This is a genomic window from Streptomyces spinoverrucosus (assembly GCF_006539505.1).
In the GTDB taxonomy this organism is placed as follows: Bacteria; Actinomycetota; Actinomycetes; order Streptomycetales; family Streptomycetaceae; genus Streptomyces; species Streptomyces spinoverrucosus.
Window position 1 is genome coordinate 60,152 of the sequence record NZ_BJND01000005.1, and the last position, 14,272, is coordinate 74,423.

Consider the following 14,272-nt stretch of genomic DNA (forward strand, 5'->3'; position numbering starts at 1 on the left):
GACGCGGGGCCGAGCCCCTGCACCAGCCGCTCACGCAACTCGTGCGCGAGGACAGGGCGGTTCAGCAGGGGACGGCGCAGCACGGCGGCGATTGCGTCGCTGCGGGACGGCATTGCTACACCTCCGGTCGGCGGTGGCGGCCGCGCTCGGCACGGGCCTGGCGGGCGCGGGACAGGTCGAAGTGGATGCGGGCAGGCAGCCGGGACGCCGGCAGCGGCGGCGCGCTCGCGCGGACGGGCTGGCCGATCGGCGGCAGCGGTCGGCGGCTGACGCGGTCGGCGATCACCGCGGCCGCAAACACGACCGCCATGGCAATGCCGAGAGCCAGTAACCACGTCACGGGGCGACACCTCCCGTGATCTGCGCGGCGGTGATCCATCCGGCGGCGGTGCACAGGGCTACGGCGTGCGCGATGTTGCGGGCGTCGAGCCGTGACACCGCGCGCTGGCGCTGCGAGCGGATCGTGTCGTACGACAGGCACAACCGCTGCGCTGTCTCTTCCGCGGACTCACCGGCGGCGGCAGCGGCGATGACGCCGAGCTGGCCCTGTGTCAGCGGACAGTCCCGCAGCCGCTCGGCCTTGCGGGCCGCGGCCGCAATGACCTCGGCACGCGGGGTCAGCGAGGCCGCCTGGCGCAGCCGTCCGATTTCCTCCAGCAGTACCTGCCGCACGCGGTCCAGGCGGTAGCCCTCGCGCAGCAGGTGCTGCTCGGCCTCCGTGCGCGGCCGCCACTCCTGCCCGGGGTACGGCGGCCGGGGACGGACCAGGGCCGCCCGGCGGATCTGCGCGATGGCCTTGTCGGTGAGGGCCGCGGTCACCACGTCACCCCCTGCTCGTCGAAGTGGTCCAGGGCGGTGTTGAGAGGCCCAGCGCCCTCCCACAGGGCGTGGAACGGAGGCAGCCAGTCGCGGGCCATGCGGTGCTCGGTCAGGTGCCGGGCGGCGTCGACCAGGAGCTCCGGCGTGGCGAGCTCGTGGACGTCCAGGAGGACGACGTCGTCGCCGATCCGGGCGCCCCAGCCCGTCAGGTGAGACCAGAACAGGTCCAGCCCGACCGGGTCCTGCAGGTCCGGGTTCTCCCTCAGCCAGGACACCGTGAGGAACAGCTCCCGCTGGGCGCCCTGCTCCTCGGTGCGCACCCCGGCATCCATGACATCCGGGGAGAGGCCGGACGCAGTGAGCGCGGCGTGGACGGCATCGCCGTACCGCAGGTGCGGGAAGACCGGGGTGGGCTGGGTGGCTTCGCCCACGGACGGCTGGCTGCCGTCGCGGGTGCACTTCCCAGACCGCGGACCGAGCCCGCCAGCCTCGCGCAGGTTCGACTCTCGGGCGCTCACCGGCACTCACCACCCGACGCGGTCGGCGGGAGCTGGGCGCCGATCCACTTCGCGGCCGCCGTCACCGACCGCAGCGCCGTGTCGCCGCTGTCGCGGGCCCAGTCGATCTGGCCCGGCGAGTACTTGGAGTCGCGCGGCTCGACGGCGGCGGTCCACGTGATGCCGCCGCGCCGACCACGCGTCTGCATGATCGCGCCGACGACGTCCGCGCGGGTGACGCGCTGTACGCCGGGGCGGGTGACGAGGAAGTCGTACGGCTCGTCACTGGACATGCGGCCGAAGTTCAGGAAGGGCTCGCCGGGCCACAGCAGCAGCCCGGCCACCCGCCGGGGCGGCAGGCCGTAGCCGTGCGTGGTATTCGCCAGCGTGCCGCTGTTGATGTCGCCCTCACCGCGGAAGACGAACGCGACCTGGCACGACGGGCACACGATCCGCACCGTGGTGCGCTCGTACCAGTCGCCGTGCCCGCACACGTCGTTCGGGCACTTGTGCGCGTCGCCGCTGAACCGCTCGCGGAACTCGCCCTCGCCGGTGCGGAAGTCGACCAGCCACTGGGCGCGCTCGCAGGTCGGGAGATGCTCCGGCTGCTCCCAGCCGAGGTAGGTGTCCTGAACAGTCGTCACAGTCCACCGTCCAGTTCGGCGCGGTTGTCGGCCTCGGCGAGCTTCTCGCCGGCGCGGGCGAGCGCACGGGAGACGCAGGCCGGGGTGCAGTACCAGCGGCCGGGCTCGTCGAGACCGACGATGAAGACGCGGGACCAGCCGAACAGCTTCGGGTAGGCGGCGTCGATCTCGTCGTCCGTCAGGCCGCAGGCCTTCGAGTGGGGGCACGGGGCGTGGATGTCCCGGACGATCTCCGCGTCGAGGAGAGAGGCGAGGGCCTGTCGCTCGTCGCGGGTGAGGACGAGGTGGGCGCGGCCGCCGTGCGCGGTCACGCAGTCCACCACGGCCCGCTGATCCTCCGCACCCTGCTCGGGGACATCGACGCTGCGGGTCCAGGCCAGCGTCATGGGGACGTCGGCGTACGGGGCAGTGCCGTGGACGGCGGCGAGGATCTCGCGGACGAGCATGGTGTCGTTGTCCGGCCGCCCCTCGATCGCGCGCATGACGCGGTCGAGGCGGTGCTTGAAGTCGGTCATGACCGCCAGCTGGTCACCGCGCTCGGCGAGTTCGGCGGAGTATTCGGCGCGGGCCTGCTCTCGGGCCGCGTCCACCGCCATCTTGAAGCGGGCCGGGTCGAACACGATCCCGGCTTCCATCTCGGCGGTCGCAATGTCGCGGGGGGTGACGGGCTTGTCTTTCGCCATCTCCGCGGCGACGACCGCGGTGACGGCCTCGGCCGGGCTGGCGTCCGGACTCACCGGCGCCGGCGCGGCCGGGGAGCCCGCGGGGACGGGAAGCGCGACGCCGAAGGTGGCGAACGCGGCCTGCAGCGGCGGCGACGAGGTCTCCGTGGGGAGTGCCCCAGGCGGGGTCTGGGATGATGCGTTCACGGTCTCCACTCCTGGTGAGAGGTTTGGGTGTGGATGTGCCGAGGGGTCGTGCACCGGGGTCGAGCCGGGCGCGGCCCCGCTTTGTGCGATCAGGCGGCTGCCCTACGGGCGGTGGCCGGTTGTGGACGTGCGCCAGCGCGCTCGGCGGCAAGGCGGCCGCCCATCGGGATGAGAGCGCGCAGCAGGTCAGCGTCCTCTGCGGAAAGCGGCGGGGCGGCATCGACGATCTTGCTGATGTAGATCCGCCGCTCCTCACGCGTCACGCCGCGCTCCCCGAACGTGGGGTGAGCTTCGAGTCGGGAGCGTCGGCGCTGACGTAGAGCTCCTCGGGCTCAGCCCCGAGCGCCCTGCAGATCCGCAGGAACACCGGGGCAGACGGCTTGCGCTGGCCGCTCAGGTAGTACGAGATCGACGTCTTGCTGACGCCTACGGCCTCGGCGAGCTGCTGCCCATGCATCCCCTGCAGGTAGAGGCGGCGCTTCACCTCGTCCGCATTGAAGAGTGCTGACTTCATGCCTTCACTTTAGTCAACAGTTCTTCACAGTCAAGGGGATTGGTTCAGTGTTTTTCACTCTAGTCAACAGGAGAGGATTCAGACCGCTGCACAGTTCGGCACTCAAGATCAGTTAGGTTCACTCTGATTCACAGGACGGCTAACCTGAGGACATGGACATGCGCGAGGCTGCTGATCGCCTTCTTGCCGCCACAGAGGCGCGGCGCGTCGAGCTCGGCAAGAAGTGGATGCAGGTCTTCAAAGAGGCAGGGGTGACACATCAGACCCTGAATCGCTGGCGGCATGGACATCCCGTCGCGCCACTGACAGAGCGATCCCTCGAGCGCGCGTTGCTTTGGGGTCCCGGCGCCCGTGAGGCGATCGCCGCCGAAAAGGAGCCCGATCCTCTCGATACGCCAGCGCAGGACGCTCCGAATCTTTCACCCACCGCCGGTGGCACGTGGGATGCCAAGCCGTCGGAGTCAATCTTCCTTGCGCGTGAGGCTCTGCGGCGCGTCGTGCGCTCGTCGGCGAAGGAACTCGGCGTGACCCCTGAAGGCGTCGATGAGGTGATGCGGCTCGTGCGTCGGGACCTCGAGGAGACGGCACCCTCCGAGACCCGGTCTACGGACCTCTCCGACCTGGTGCGCGTGCGTCGCGCCGAGATGGGGATGAGTTTGGAGGCGGTGGCGGCCGCCACGGTCGACCCCGGTAGCGGGGAGCGCCTGGTCGAGGCCGACTGGCTGGACCGCCTGGAGCGGGCAGCGCTGGACCCGAGCGAGTATCCGGAGTACCCGCAGCTGGATGCACTGGTTGCCGTTCTGCATCTGGATCCCGCCGAGGTACAGGACGCGGCCGGCGCCCAGTTCACGAACGTCCATACGGTATGGAGCGATGACGATCAGGTCCGCGGCCTGGCGGAGGGCGAACTGAACACCGAGGACGCCGCGAAGATGCAGGAACTGATGCGCCTGTACCGCAAGTCGCCACAACGGCGTGATGGCTGAAAACTTCCTAAATCTCAACTCAGCACAACATAACCGCAGTTGAGAGGCTGGCCATAACAGACTGTGAAGATTGTGTGGCGAAAAGTGGTTGTCCTGTGCAAGATGGTGCCCCGCGTGGCGGCGGAAGGCATCACAGGTCCGCGCAGCCACTTCTGTAACAGTGGTGGCGCGCTGTACAGGGGGGACGAATTGTCCTACAGGCCACACATACAGGTGCAGTACCGGATCGCAGCACGCGGCGAGATCCCGGACGGCCGCACCGTTGATATCCAGGACCAGCCAGGGGGGCAGGCTGCAGTCCTCTTCGCACCCGGTCACTGCAGTCGACGGCTCGCCGACGGGTTCACTCGCATGTCCATGCATCAGATCGTGCACGGCTCCTGGCGGCAGAGATGGACCACTGATGACATGAGGAGACGCTCGGCCCAGGGCCTCATGCTGGCCGTCTCCCGCTGGGAGCGTGTGCCGGGCTGCATGCTGCCGTCCGGCCGTGTCGTCGTCGGCGTCGAGGAGGACGGCAGCATCGTCTGGCTCGTCGACGAGGACGAGTGCACGAGGCAGGCGCAGAACAACATGAACGATCTGCTGTTGCGCCTCGTCGGCGACGGGCTGTGGATCCAGTGCTGGTTTGGCCGCCGACCTCTGCCGGCCGTCGCCAGCCCGGCGCCGCTCCTCACGGCGCCCGGTGCACCGCTGGTGCTGGCGTAACGTTCCGCCCGGCTCCTGGCCGTCAGCTGGGAGCCGGGCTCGGGCCGGCGTGCCGCTGCTACTCGCCGTGGGCGCCGGCGTCTTCGACTCCCTTTGGCGGGACCTTGGCGAGCGCGGGGATGGGCCCCTCAACGTGTCGCCACACGATGCGTTCGGCGATGGGCTGGTTGGGCCCAGTACGAGGGCTGGGAAGGATGTAGGGGTAGCCGAGATACCGCGGAGCGAGGATGAGTCGTACGGCGTCGCGGCGAGCGGGGATCGACGCTTCGTGCCAGGACGTCCAGACGTCGGCCCCGGGCTTGATGACGCTGAGGATGGAAGACGGCAGGGTCAGTTCCCGCTCCCGCGCCTCCAACTCGGCAACCTCCTGCTCTTTGGCCGCGAGGGAATTCGCCAGCACCAGGACCTGGGCCATGTTGGAGCCCTTGGCCTGCCTCATCTCGTCCCGCTCAGCCCGGGCCGTCGCCAGCTGGGCCTGCACCTGCCGTACGGTGGCGTCGTCGCTGCCGGGCGCCCGCAGCACCTCGTATATGTCGTCGCGAGCGAGGTACGACAACAGCACGCCCAGATCTCCGGGCTTGCCGATGATCAGCTCGTCGACGGGCTTCTTTTCGATGTTCAGGCAGTTGTTAGTGCACTTGTAGCCAGGCTTCCTATTGGCCCTGGCCTTAGGGCCTTCGTGTTTCTCGACGCGGAAGTGGGCGCCGCAGCGACTGCACCGCAGGCCGGCGGTCAGCTCGTACTGGGTGCCTCCGCCCTTGTATGTGGCCCGCCCTGGGGTGTCGAGGAAGCGCTGCACGTTCCAAAAGCGCTTCCTCGGCACGATTCCGTCCCAAATGGCCTCGTAGGCTACGCCTTTGTAGTAGCGCAGGCCGGTGTACGAGTGGCGCCGCGCCATGTCCGCAAGATGGGCATGGGTGAAAGGCCGTCCCGACCGGTTCCGGTATCCACGCCTTTCGAATCTTCGCTCGATCTCGGCCATGGGTATCCGCCGCTCCAGCAGCCGGAACAGCTCCCTCGGCACGATCGACCGCAGCGGATCCTCAGTCCAGTTCACGAGCTTGCCCGTGGCCGCGTCGTAGACCGGCATGAGCCCGTACGGCGCCTCGCCGTACGGCCTGCCCTTCCTGGCCTGGTTGGCTGCGGTACGGCTGACGCGCTTGTGGGTCTTGTACGACTCGTACTCCGAGTCGTTGGCGTCGTCGATCAGTGCCTTGCGGTCACGGCCGTTGGCGGGGTTGTACAGCCGCTCGTGCGTCGTGACCCAGATCTTGACGCTCTTCTCCTCGCAGAGCTCGATGAAGGAGACCCACTCACCCACTCGGCGAGAGCCACGCGAGCTCTCCCAAAGCATCAGGATGTCCGCTCCGAACCGGCTCTCACGCCCCGTCGGTCCGCTGCTCAGGTCGGCCACCAACTGGTCGAAGTCGTCTCGTCGCTTCCGCGCGTAGCGAGATGCACTCAGGCCTTCGTCGATGTACGGCTCGCCGTGGAGATCCCAGTCGTTCTCGTCGGCCGCTGTGGTGTTGTCGCTGCCCTGGTCTTCGATACTCGTGCCGCCCTTGGCGTCGGACAGGCGGCGATACTCGCGCGCGACCAGGCGCCCGCCATTCGGCTGATGTGTCACGAGCTGAGTTCACAGCATAGTTGTGGGCTTAGGCAAGGTATCTGGGAGCCGATGCCCGTGGCCGCCACCTTCGCCTTCGCCCGCGACGACGGCGCCACGCTCGGCGACCTCGCCCGCCTCGACACCATGGTCACCGTGGTCGACGCCGCCAACTTCCAGGCCGAGCTGGACAGTGGCGACGAACTGGTGGAGCGCGGCCTCGACCAGTACGAGGACGACGAACGCACCGTCAGCGATCTGCTGATCGACCAGGTCGAGTTCGCGGACGTCATCGTGCTGAACAAGCTCGACCTCGTCGACGCCGCCACCGCCGACCGGCTGCGGGCGACCCTGACGCGGCTCAACCCGGCCGCCCGCGTCGTCCCCGCCACACACGCCCGCGTGGACCTGCACGAGGTCCTGGACACCGGCCTGTTCGACCTGGACCGCGCCCAGCAGGCGCCGGGCTGGGTCCGGGAACTGAACGGCGACCATGTTCCGGAGACCGAGGAGTACGGCATCTCCTCCACCGTCTTCCGCTCGGAACTGCCCTTCCACCCCGGCCGGTTGTGGACCTTCGTGACCAAGGAGCTGGACGGTGGCGACCACGGGCGCGTGCTGCGCTCCAAGGGCTTCTTCACGCTGGCCAGCCGCCCGCAGGTGACGGGCCTGTGGTCGCAGGCGGGCTCCGTCGCCCGCTTCGAACCGTCCGCCGCCCGCGACCACGACGCCCCGTACGCCCAGGAACTGGTCTTCATCGGCACGGAGCTGAAGCCCAACGCCCTGCACGCCGCGCTGGCCGCCTGTCTGCTGCGCGAGGGCGAGGCACTATCGTCCGACGACCCGTTCCCGGCCTGGGACACCTACGGCATCGACGACACCTGCGCGCACGAACTCCCCACGGCGGCGGGGATCTGAGACCCGAGGGTGCCGGTCGGAACCGGCACCCTCCCGTCGGTCAGGCGACCAGCACCGCCGGCTCGTCCGCCGCCGCGAGCAGGTCGACGAGCGTGGCGCGGGCCCGGTTCACCCGGGACCGGACCGTGCCGACCGGGCAGTCGCTCAGTGCGGCGGCCTCCGCGTACGGCAGCCCGAGCAGCTGGGTGAGGATGAAAGCCTCCCGGCGCTCCTCGGGCAGGGCGGCCAGCAGGTCGAGCAGGGCGATCCCGTCGTCGAAACCGGGCAGGTCGCGCGGCTGGGCCAGTTCCACGGCCAGCCGCCAGTCCGGTACGTCGCTCAGGCGCGGCCGGGTGGCGGCGTACCGATAGCTGTCGATCACCGCGCGCCGCGCGATCGACAGCAGCCAGGCCCGCGCGGAGGAACGGCCCTCGAACCGGTGCAGGCTGCCGAGCGCCCGCAGGAACGTGTCCTGCGCCAGGTCGTCGACGGCCTGCGGGTCGGCGCACAGATGAGCGACGTAGCGCAGGACATCGCGGTGCAGGGCGCGGACGAAGTGGTCGACGGCGTCCGGGTCACCGCCGCGGGCGGCCAGCGCCCAGGCCGTGATCGAGTCGTCGGCGTTCTCGTGCTCCTCGGCTTTCTCGTGGTCCTCGGTTCTCTCGCGTGGGGCGGGCAGGGCAGGAGTGATCACCTGGTGTCCTTCTCGGTCATCCGGGATCCCGACCGGTGGCGCGCGGGCGCGCGTGCGGTCCGTGATCCGGTGCGTGGGGGAGTCGGCCGTACGGCGTCCTGCGCGGCGTCGGATGCCTGCGCGGGCGTACGACCGTGGCCCGAGGCGCGTACGGCTGCCTCGGGTTACCGGCTGTCGTCAGACAGCGCTCCCCAGGGGCGGACCCCGAGAGGTGATCGCGTGGACGAGGAGGAGCCGTCGCGGTGACCGCGCCGACTCGCGGCGCCGTGGGCGCGGGCGCGGGCGGTGCGGCGGGGCGGGCACGGTGAGCGGCAGTCGCAGCGGTGCCGCCAGCCATCCGGCCACGGCCCGCAGAATGCGGAACGCGGCGCGCTCGCCGTGTGCCAGCCACAGGCCGCACAGCAGCGCGGCCAGCAAGTGGGCGGCGAGCATGCCGAACGAGGACGAGCCGTCCATGACTGAGCTCATGCCCCCTGTGGGGCCGAGATCCATGGCGTCCATGGAATGCGTGTGCGTCGAGCCCATGGGCATCGACGACATGTGCGCGGCACCCATGGGCATCGCCGACATGTCGTGGCCCATAGCACCCGTGTGCGTGTGGACCGCGTCCTGCCCCGCGGTCGCCGACTGGGCGACGGAGAAGGCGGAGTGCAGTGCCGTCTGGGCGGTGACCACGACGGTCACGATCAACGGCAGCCCGCGTTCCCGGCCGGCCAGTCCCCAGCCCGCGGCACCGGTCACGGCGGCGCCGGTGGCGAGTGCCCACCAGGGCACATGATGGCCGGACATCAGTACGTGTCCCAGGGCGGCGAGCAGCACACAGACGGCCGCGAACACCGCGGCCCGAACCGTGCGAGAGCACCACCCAACAGTCATGACGGCCCTCATCCTTGCATCCGGCGCCCGGTCGTCAACGGTGGGTACGAAAATGGGTGGTGCCGGTGACTCAATCCGCGACCTGTGATACAGACCACACGCATATGCCGGAACCCGCACGGCCTGTGGGCCGACCACTGATGGCGAAGACGTACTCCCTGGCCCCGCTCCCCCTCTGGCATGCTCGACTCGTGCCCCTCCCCGTGCCCGCCCCCGACCCGGAGCCGATAACGGTCGATCCGCCCGGTTCCACGCCGCGCCCCCTGCTCACCCAGTCGTGGCTCGATCTGGCCTTCCTGCACTGGGCCGCCGATCCCGAGGACGTGGCGCCGCTGCTGCCGTCCGGGTGCGTGCCGGACACCTTGGGCGGGGTGACGTACGTCGGTCTGGTGGCGTTCCGGATGCACCGGGTCGGCTGGTTGCGGCTGCCCGGCGTGCCGTATCTGGGGAGCTTTCCGGAGACCAACGTCCGGCTCTACTCGGTCGACAGCCACGGCCGGCGCGGCGTGGTCTTCCGCTCGATGGACGCCTCCCGTCTGCTGCCGGTGGCGATCGGCCGGTCGGCGTTCCGGCTCCCCTACGCCTGGTCGAAGATGGCCGTGACCCGCGCGGACACCGTCCTCACCTACACCAGCACCCGGCGGCTGCCCGGCCCCCGGGGCGCGTACAGCAGGATCACCCTGCGGGTCGGCGAGCGCATCGCCGAGCCCACCGAGCTCGAACACTTCCTGACCGCCCGCTGGGGCATGCCCACCACCGCCCTCGGCCGCCCCGTCCACCTCCCGAACACCCACTCGCGCTGGCCCCTGCATCGCGCCGAACTCCTCAAGTGCGAAGAGAACCTGATCGCCGCGGCAGGCCTGCCCGCACCTGTCGGCGAACCGGCGAGTGTCCTGTACTCACCGGGGGTGGCGGTGCGCTTCGGCCGCCCTGCGCGTCGGCAGGGCTAGGACGGGCGCCGACTGGGTGGTCATGGGGCGTGGCCTTCGGGATGGTCGCCGTGAGTGCCGGTGCTGGTGGCGGTTTCCGCGTCGCTCGTGCCGGGGTCGGTGCGCTGTACGCCCGGGGTGTCCGGGCCGACGGCGGATCCGACGGCGTACGACACCCCGAAGACGACAGCGAGCAGCAAGAGGAATCCGCCGAGGGCAGGTGGGGGCAGCAGGTCCCGGAGCGCCCTGGTGGCGCCGGGGGCGGGTGGTCGGGAGTCGTCCATCACCGGTCTCCTGATCGCGTCGCACGGCGTCACTCGGTTCGCGCCGTGCCGGTCCAGGAGTCGGATGCGGGACGGGCGGAGTTCCGCGCCGCCGGTGTGGGGCCGATCACACTGCGGGGCGGCCCGGCTACGGTAGGGCGCGCAGCGAGCACCATTTCTCCCCCTTTGAGGTGTTTCACCATGGCCCTGAGCATCCGCAACCAGCTGCCCGGCACCGTCACCGCCATCACCCCCGGCGAGGTCATGGCTACCGTCGCGGTCCGTCTCGACGGCGGGCAGGACATCACCGCGGCGATCACCGTGGACGCGGTACGGGAGCTGGGGCTGGCGGAGGGGTCCGCCGTACGCGCCCTCATCAAGTCCACGGAGGTCGCCCTCACCACCGGCACGGTGGACGGACTGTCCATCCGCAACAGGCTGCCCGGCACGGTGCTGGGGGTCGGGACGGGCGGCGCGATGGCCTCCGTCAAGGTCGCGGTGGAGGGCGGCGAGCTGACGTCCGCGATCACCAAGGACGCCGTCGACGACCTGGGACTCGCCCCCGGCGCCCCCGTCGTCGCCCTGATCAAGGCGACGGAGGTGTCCCTCGCGGCGGGGTGACGCCGGCCGTGGTGTCGTACTCGTCGGGGAGCCGTAGCGCGGGGCCGCCGACGTGTGGGCCGAGCGGTTCCGCGCGCCCCTTCGACTCCTCCCAGGCCTCCTGACGGCCGAGCGCGGTGAGGTCGTCCTCGTCGCCGACCCGGAGGAACGCGTGTGTACGGCTTGTCGACGTGGACCGTCGGCAGCCCCACCGTTGGGCGTTGACCCGGTCGCGTACCCGGGTGAGCGCCTTCTTCTCGGACGTCGTCTGACACGGCTCCCGATTTAACCCTTCGTTTTCTTGAACCGTTCGTGTTTATCGCGATAGGTTCTCCGCCATGACCGCATCCCAGAACCCGACCACCGCCGATGAGCTGCGCGGTGCCGGCCTGCGGGTGACGGCCGCCCGCGTCGCACTGCTCGAAACCGTCCGGGAGGGTGACCACCTGGGCGTCGAGGCGATCGCCTCCGGGGTGCGCGATCGCGTGGGCCACATTTCCCTGCAAGCGGTGTACGAGGCCCTGCACGCCCTGACCGCGGCGGGACTCGTCCGCCGGATCGAACCGGCCGGCAGCCCCGCCCGCTACGAGGGGCGTGTCGGCGACAACCACCACCACCTGGTGTGCCGGTCCTGCGGCACGGTCACCGACGTCGACTGCGCCGCCGGCGAGGCTCCCTGTCTGACCGCGTCCGACGACCACGGCTTCTCGATCGACGAGGCCGAGGTCATCTACTGGGGCCTGTGCCCCGACTGTTCCACCCGCAGTTCCTGAGCACCGTGATCCACACCGTCCGGAAGAAGGATTGGCATGGCTGAGAACCCTGATGCAATCGTCACTGACCCCAAGACGGAGGGCACAGGAGGCTGCCCGGTCGCGCACGGGCGCGCCCCGCACCCCACGCAGGGCGGTGGCAACCGCCAGTGGTGGCCGGAGCGCCTCAACCTGAAGATCCTCGCCAAGAACCCTCCTGTGACCAACCCGCTCGGTGAGGAGTTCGACTACGCCGAGGCGTTCAAGGCACTGGACCTCGCGGCCGTGAAACGGGACATCGCCGAGGTGCTCACGACCTCGCAGGACTGGTGGCCCGCCGACTTCGGCAACTACGGCCCGCTGATGATCCGTATGGCCTGGCACAGCGCGGGCACCTACCGCATCAGCGACGGCCGCGGCGGTGCCGGCGCCGGCCAGCAGCGCTTCGCCCCGCTCAACAGCTGGCCGGACAACGGCAACCTCGACAAGGCCCGCCGTCTGCTGTGGCCGGTCAAGAAGAAGTACGGCCAGAGCATCTCCTGGGCCGACCTGATGATCCTCACCGGCAACGTCGCCCTGGAGCAGATGGGCTTCCAGACCTTCGGCTTCGGCGGTGGCCGCGAGGACGTCTGGGAGCCGGAGGAGGACGTCTACTGGGGCCCCGAGACCACCTGGCTGGACGACCAGCGCTACAGCGGCGACCGCGAGCTGGAGAACCCCCTCGGCGCGGTCCAGATGGGCCTCATCTACGTCAACCCGGAGGGCCCGAACGGCAACCCGGACCCGCTGGCCGCGGCCCGCGACATCCGTGAGACGTTCCGCCGGATGGCGATGAACGACGAGGAGACCGTCGCCCTCATCGCCGGTGGCCACACCTTCGGCAAGACCCACGGCGCCGGCCCGGCGGACCACGTCGGCAACGACCCCGAGGCCGCCTCCATGGAGGAGCAGGGCCTGGGCTGGAAGAGCACCTTCGGCACCGGCAAGGGCGCGGACGCCATCACCTCGGGTCTGGAGGTCACCTGGACCACGACCCCAACCCAGTGGAGCAACGGGTTCTTCAAGAACCTCTTCGAGTACGAGTACGAGCTCACCCAGAGCCCGGCCGGCGCCCACCAGTGGGTGGCCAAGGACGCCCCGGAGATCGTCCCGGACGCGCACGACCCGTCGAAGAAGCACCGCCCGATGATGCTCACCACCGACCTGTCGCTGCGCTTCGACCCGATCTACGAGCCGATCTCCCGCCGGTTCTACGAGAACCCGGAGGAATTCGCGGACGCCTTCGCCCGGGCCTGGTACAAGCTGACCCACCGTGACATGGGCCCGAAGTCGCACTACCTCGGCCCGGAGGTCCCGGAGGAGACCCTGCTGTGGCAGGACCCGCTGCCCGAGGCGGAGGGCGAGGTCATCGGCGCCGAGGAGATCGCGGCCCTCAAGGCCAAGCTGCTCGACTCGGACCTGACCGTCTCGCAGCTGGTCGGCACGGCGTGGGCGTCGGCCTCGACGTTCCGCGGCAGCGACAAGCGCGGCGGCGCCAACGGCGCCAGGATCCGCCTGGAGCCGCAGCGCGGCTGGGAGGTCAACGACCCCGACCAGCTCGCCACGGTCCTGCGCACCCTGGAGAACATCCAGCAGGAGTTCAACGCGGGCTCCGCCAAGAAGGTCTCCCTGGCCGACCTGATCGTGCTCGGCGGCTGCGTGGGCGTGGAGAAGGCCGCCAAGGACGCCGGCTACGACATCGAGGTGCCCTTCACCCCGGGCCGGGTCGACGCGACGGAGGAGCACACCGACGTCGAGTCGTTCGCCGCGCTTGAGCCGACCGCGGACGGCTTCCGCAACTACCTCGGCAAGGGCAACCGCCTTCCCGCCGAGTACCTGCTGCTGGACCGGGCGAACCTGCTGACGCTGAGCGCCCCCGAGATGACGGTGCTCGTCGGTGGCCTGCGCGTCCTGGGCGCCAACCAGCAGCAGTCGAAGCACGGCGTCCTCACCGAGAACCCCGGCAAGCTGACGAACGACTTCTTCGTCAACCTCCTCGACCTGGGTACGACGTGGAAGTCGACGTCCGAGGACCAGACCACGTTCGAGGGCCTCGACGCCGCCACGGGCGAGGTCAAGTGGACCGGCACCCGCGCCGACCTCGTCTTCGGCTCGAACTCCGAGCTGCGCGCGCTGGCGGAGGTGTACGCGAGCGACGACGCGAAGGAGAAGTTCGTGAAGGACTTCGTCGCCGCATGGGACAAGGTCATGAACCTCGACCGGTTCGACCTGGTCTGAGACTGACCTGAGGCCGTCCAAGCCAGCCCCGAAAGAGGCTGGCTTGGACGGCCTCTGTCTTCGGATTCCGCAATGCCTCAGACCGGGGACAGGATGTAACACCGCTTGGTCGCAGCAGCCTCCTTGGACGCGCTAGAAAACAGCCGCAGCTTCCTTTGAGATCACGACACAGAAGCGGTTCGTGAGGGGCTCACGTCCACTGGCCTAGCGGGCTTGGGTCGGCGACTCGCTGGTAGGTCAGATCTTTTGTTCTCGCGTCATATGAGAATGAGCCGGTCATCCCAGAAGAAAACAGGTTTTGTACCGTTACCATCCACGCGTTCCATCTTGAGCTTGGCTTG

At 69.8% G+C, this 14,272-nt stretch carries 17 protein-coding genes and 1 pseudogene; 7 read left to right on the top strand and 11 right to left on the bottom strand.

Features of this window, described 5'->3' with window-relative positions:
* Positions 1-115 precede the first annotated feature (115 nt).
* From SSP24_RS03190 to SSP24_RS03210, 7 genes are all read right to left on the bottom strand, one after another.
* A complete protein-coding gene (locus SSP24_RS03190) occupies positions 116-340 on the bottom strand; it encodes a hypothetical protein (protein ID WP_141307200.1) in 225 nt (74 codons plus the stop codon).
* Positions 337-819 carry a LuxR C-terminal-related transcriptional regulator gene (locus SSP24_RS42655; RefSeq protein WP_167529495.1) on the bottom strand — a complete coding sequence of 161 codons (483 nt, stop codon included), beginning with the start codon at positions 817-819 and terminating at the stop codon, positions 337-339. Before SSP24_RS42655 ends, SSP24_RS03190 begins: the two co-directional genes overlap by 4 nt.
* A complete protein-coding gene (locus SSP24_RS42660) occupies positions 816-1,250 on the bottom strand; it encodes a hypothetical protein (protein WP_167529496.1) in 435 nt (144 codons plus the stop codon). The genes SSP24_RS42655 and SSP24_RS42660 overlap by 4 nt, the downstream gene beginning before the upstream one ends.
* Positions 1,251-1,333: 83 nt before the next feature.
* Positions 1,334-1,960 (bottom strand): hypothetical protein, encoded by a 627-nt coding sequence (locus tag SSP24_RS03200; RefSeq protein WP_141307202.1) that lies wholly within the window; start codon positions 1,958-1,960, stop codon positions 1,334-1,336.
* Positions 1,957-2,829 carry a hypothetical protein gene (locus tag SSP24_RS03205; RefSeq protein WP_141307203.1) on the bottom strand — a complete coding sequence of 291 codons (873 nt, stop codon included), beginning with the start codon at positions 2,827-2,829 and terminating at the stop codon, positions 1,957-1,959. Before SSP24_RS03205 ends, SSP24_RS03200 begins: the two co-directional genes overlap by 4 nt.
* Before the next feature lie 89 nt (positions 2,830-2,918).
* A complete protein-coding gene (locus tag SSP24_RS42665; protein ID WP_167529497.1) occupies positions 2,919-3,092 on the bottom strand; it encodes a hypothetical protein in 174 nt (57 codons plus the stop codon).
* Entirely contained in the window at positions 3,089-3,343 is a 255-nt protein-coding gene (locus SSP24_RS03210; protein WP_141307204.1) for a helix-turn-helix domain-containing protein, read from the bottom strand. Before SSP24_RS03210 ends, SSP24_RS42665 begins: the two co-directional genes overlap by 4 nt.
* 152 nt (positions 3,344-3,495) lie before the next feature.
* Between SSP24_RS03210 and SSP24_RS03215 the strand changes: the two genes are divergently transcribed.
* Both SSP24_RS03215 and SSP24_RS03220 read left to right on the top strand, forming a co-directional pair.
* Positions 3,496-4,329 (top strand): helix-turn-helix domain-containing protein, encoded by an 834-nt coding sequence (locus SSP24_RS03215; protein ID WP_141307205.1) that lies wholly within the window; start codon positions 3,496-3,498, stop codon positions 4,327-4,329.
* Between the two features lie 408 nt (positions 4,330-4,737).
* On the top strand, positions 4,738-5,037 hold the full coding sequence (locus SSP24_RS03220) for a hypothetical protein (RefSeq protein ID WP_141307206.1): 300 nt from the start codon (positions 4,738-4,740) through the stop codon (positions 5,035-5,037).
* Between the two features lie 58 nt (positions 5,038-5,095).
* On the opposite strand, the gene SSP24_RS03225 is transcribed toward SSP24_RS03220, so the two are convergent.
* Positions 5,096-6,664: a recombinase family protein gene (locus SSP24_RS03225; protein WP_229864781.1), complete on the bottom strand. Its 1,569-nt coding sequence runs from the start codon at positions 6,662-6,664 to the stop codon at positions 5,096-5,098.
* A gap of 36 nt (positions 6,665-6,700) precedes the next feature.
* On the opposite strand from SSP24_RS03225, the pseudogene SSP24_RS03230 reads away from it, so the two are divergent.
* Positions 6,701-7,561, top strand: a pseudogene (locus SSP24_RS03230) (GTP-binding protein); the annotation flags it as partial.
* A gap of 40 nt (positions 7,562-7,601) precedes the next feature.
* Here the strand turns inward: SSP24_RS03230 and SSP24_RS03235 are convergent.
* Both SSP24_RS03235 and SSP24_RS03240 read right to left on the bottom strand, forming a co-directional pair.
* A complete protein-coding gene (locus SSP24_RS03235) occupies positions 7,602-8,234 on the bottom strand; it encodes a sigma-70 family RNA polymerase sigma factor (protein WP_141307209.1) in 633 nt (210 codons plus the stop codon).
* A 177-nt stretch (positions 8,235-8,411) separates the two neighbouring features.
* The gene (locus SSP24_RS03240) at positions 8,412-9,110 is read right to left on the bottom strand and encodes a hypothetical protein (RefSeq protein WP_141307210.1); all 699 of its coding nucleotides are present in this window, start codon (positions 9,108-9,110) and stop codon (positions 8,412-8,414) included.
* Between the two features lie 191 nt (positions 9,111-9,301).
* On the opposite strand from SSP24_RS03240, the gene SSP24_RS03245 reads away from it, so the two are divergent.
* A complete protein-coding gene (locus SSP24_RS03245) occupies positions 9,302-10,060 on the top strand; it encodes a YqjF family protein (protein ID WP_229864780.1) in 759 nt (252 codons plus the stop codon).
* A gap of 20 nt (positions 10,061-10,080) precedes the next feature.
* Here SSP24_RS03245 and SSP24_RS03250 read toward each other — a convergent pair whose 3' ends face one another.
* Positions 10,081-10,323: a hypothetical protein gene (locus tag SSP24_RS03250; protein WP_141307211.1), complete on the bottom strand. Its 243-nt coding sequence runs from the start codon at positions 10,321-10,323 to the stop codon at positions 10,081-10,083.
* A 180-nt stretch (positions 10,324-10,503) separates the two neighbouring features.
* Here SSP24_RS03250 and SSP24_RS03255 point away from each other — a divergent pair, with 180 nt between their 5' ends.
* The 3 genes from SSP24_RS03255 to katG all read left to right on the top strand — a co-directional run bounded on the left by SSP24_RS03255 (position 10,504) and on the right by katG (position 13,931).
* Positions 10,504-10,923, top strand: a complete 420-nt coding sequence (locus tag SSP24_RS03255) for a TOBE domain-containing protein (protein WP_141307212.1) — start codon at positions 10,504-10,506, stop codon at positions 10,921-10,923.
* A gap of 317 nt (positions 10,924-11,240) precedes the next feature.
* A complete protein-coding gene (locus SSP24_RS03265; RefSeq protein WP_141307213.1) occupies positions 11,241-11,675 on the top strand; it encodes a Fur family transcriptional regulator in 435 nt (144 codons plus the stop codon).
* Between the two features lie 36 nt (positions 11,676-11,711).
* A complete protein-coding gene (gene katG, locus SSP24_RS03270; RefSeq protein ID WP_141307214.1) occupies positions 11,712-13,931 on the top strand; it encodes a catalase/peroxidase HPI in 2,220 nt (739 codons plus the stop codon).
* The last annotated feature ends 341 nt before the right edge of the window (positions 13,932-14,272 follow it).

What these genes read in the sequence shown, in the direction of transcription:
- SSP24_RS03250 (WP_141307211.1), bottom strand. Translation starts at nt 10,323, where the DNA reads ATGGACGACTCCCGACCACCCGCCCCCGGCGCCACCAGGGCGCTCCGG.
- SSP24_RS03220 (WP_141307206.1), top strand. Translation starts at nt 4,738, where the DNA reads ATGAGGAGACGCTCGGCCCAGGGCCTCATGCTGGCCGTCTCCCGCTGG.
- SSP24_RS03210 (WP_141307204.1), bottom strand. Translation starts at nt 3,343, where the DNA reads ATGAAGTCAGCACTCTTCAATGCGGACGAGGTGAAGCGCCGCCTCTAC.
- SSP24_RS03265 (WP_141307213.1), top strand. Translation starts at nt 11,241, where the DNA reads ATGACCGCATCCCAGAACCCGACCACCGCCGATGAGCTGCGCGGTGCC.
- SSP24_RS03255 (WP_141307212.1), top strand. Translation starts at nt 10,504, where the DNA reads ATGGCCCTGAGCATCCGCAACCAGCTGCCCGGCACCGTCACCGCCATC.
- katG (WP_141307214.1), top strand. Translation starts at nt 11,712, where the DNA reads ATGGCTGAGAACCCTGATGCAATCGTCACTGACCCCAAGACGGAGGGC.
- SSP24_RS03215 (WP_141307205.1), top strand. Translation starts at nt 3,496, where the DNA reads ATGGACATGCGCGAGGCTGCTGATCGCCTTCTTGCCGCCACAGAGGCG.
- SSP24_RS03240 (WP_141307210.1), bottom strand. Translation starts at nt 9,110, where the DNA reads ATGACTGTTGGGTGGTGCTCTCGCACGGTTCGGGCCGCGGTGTTCGCG.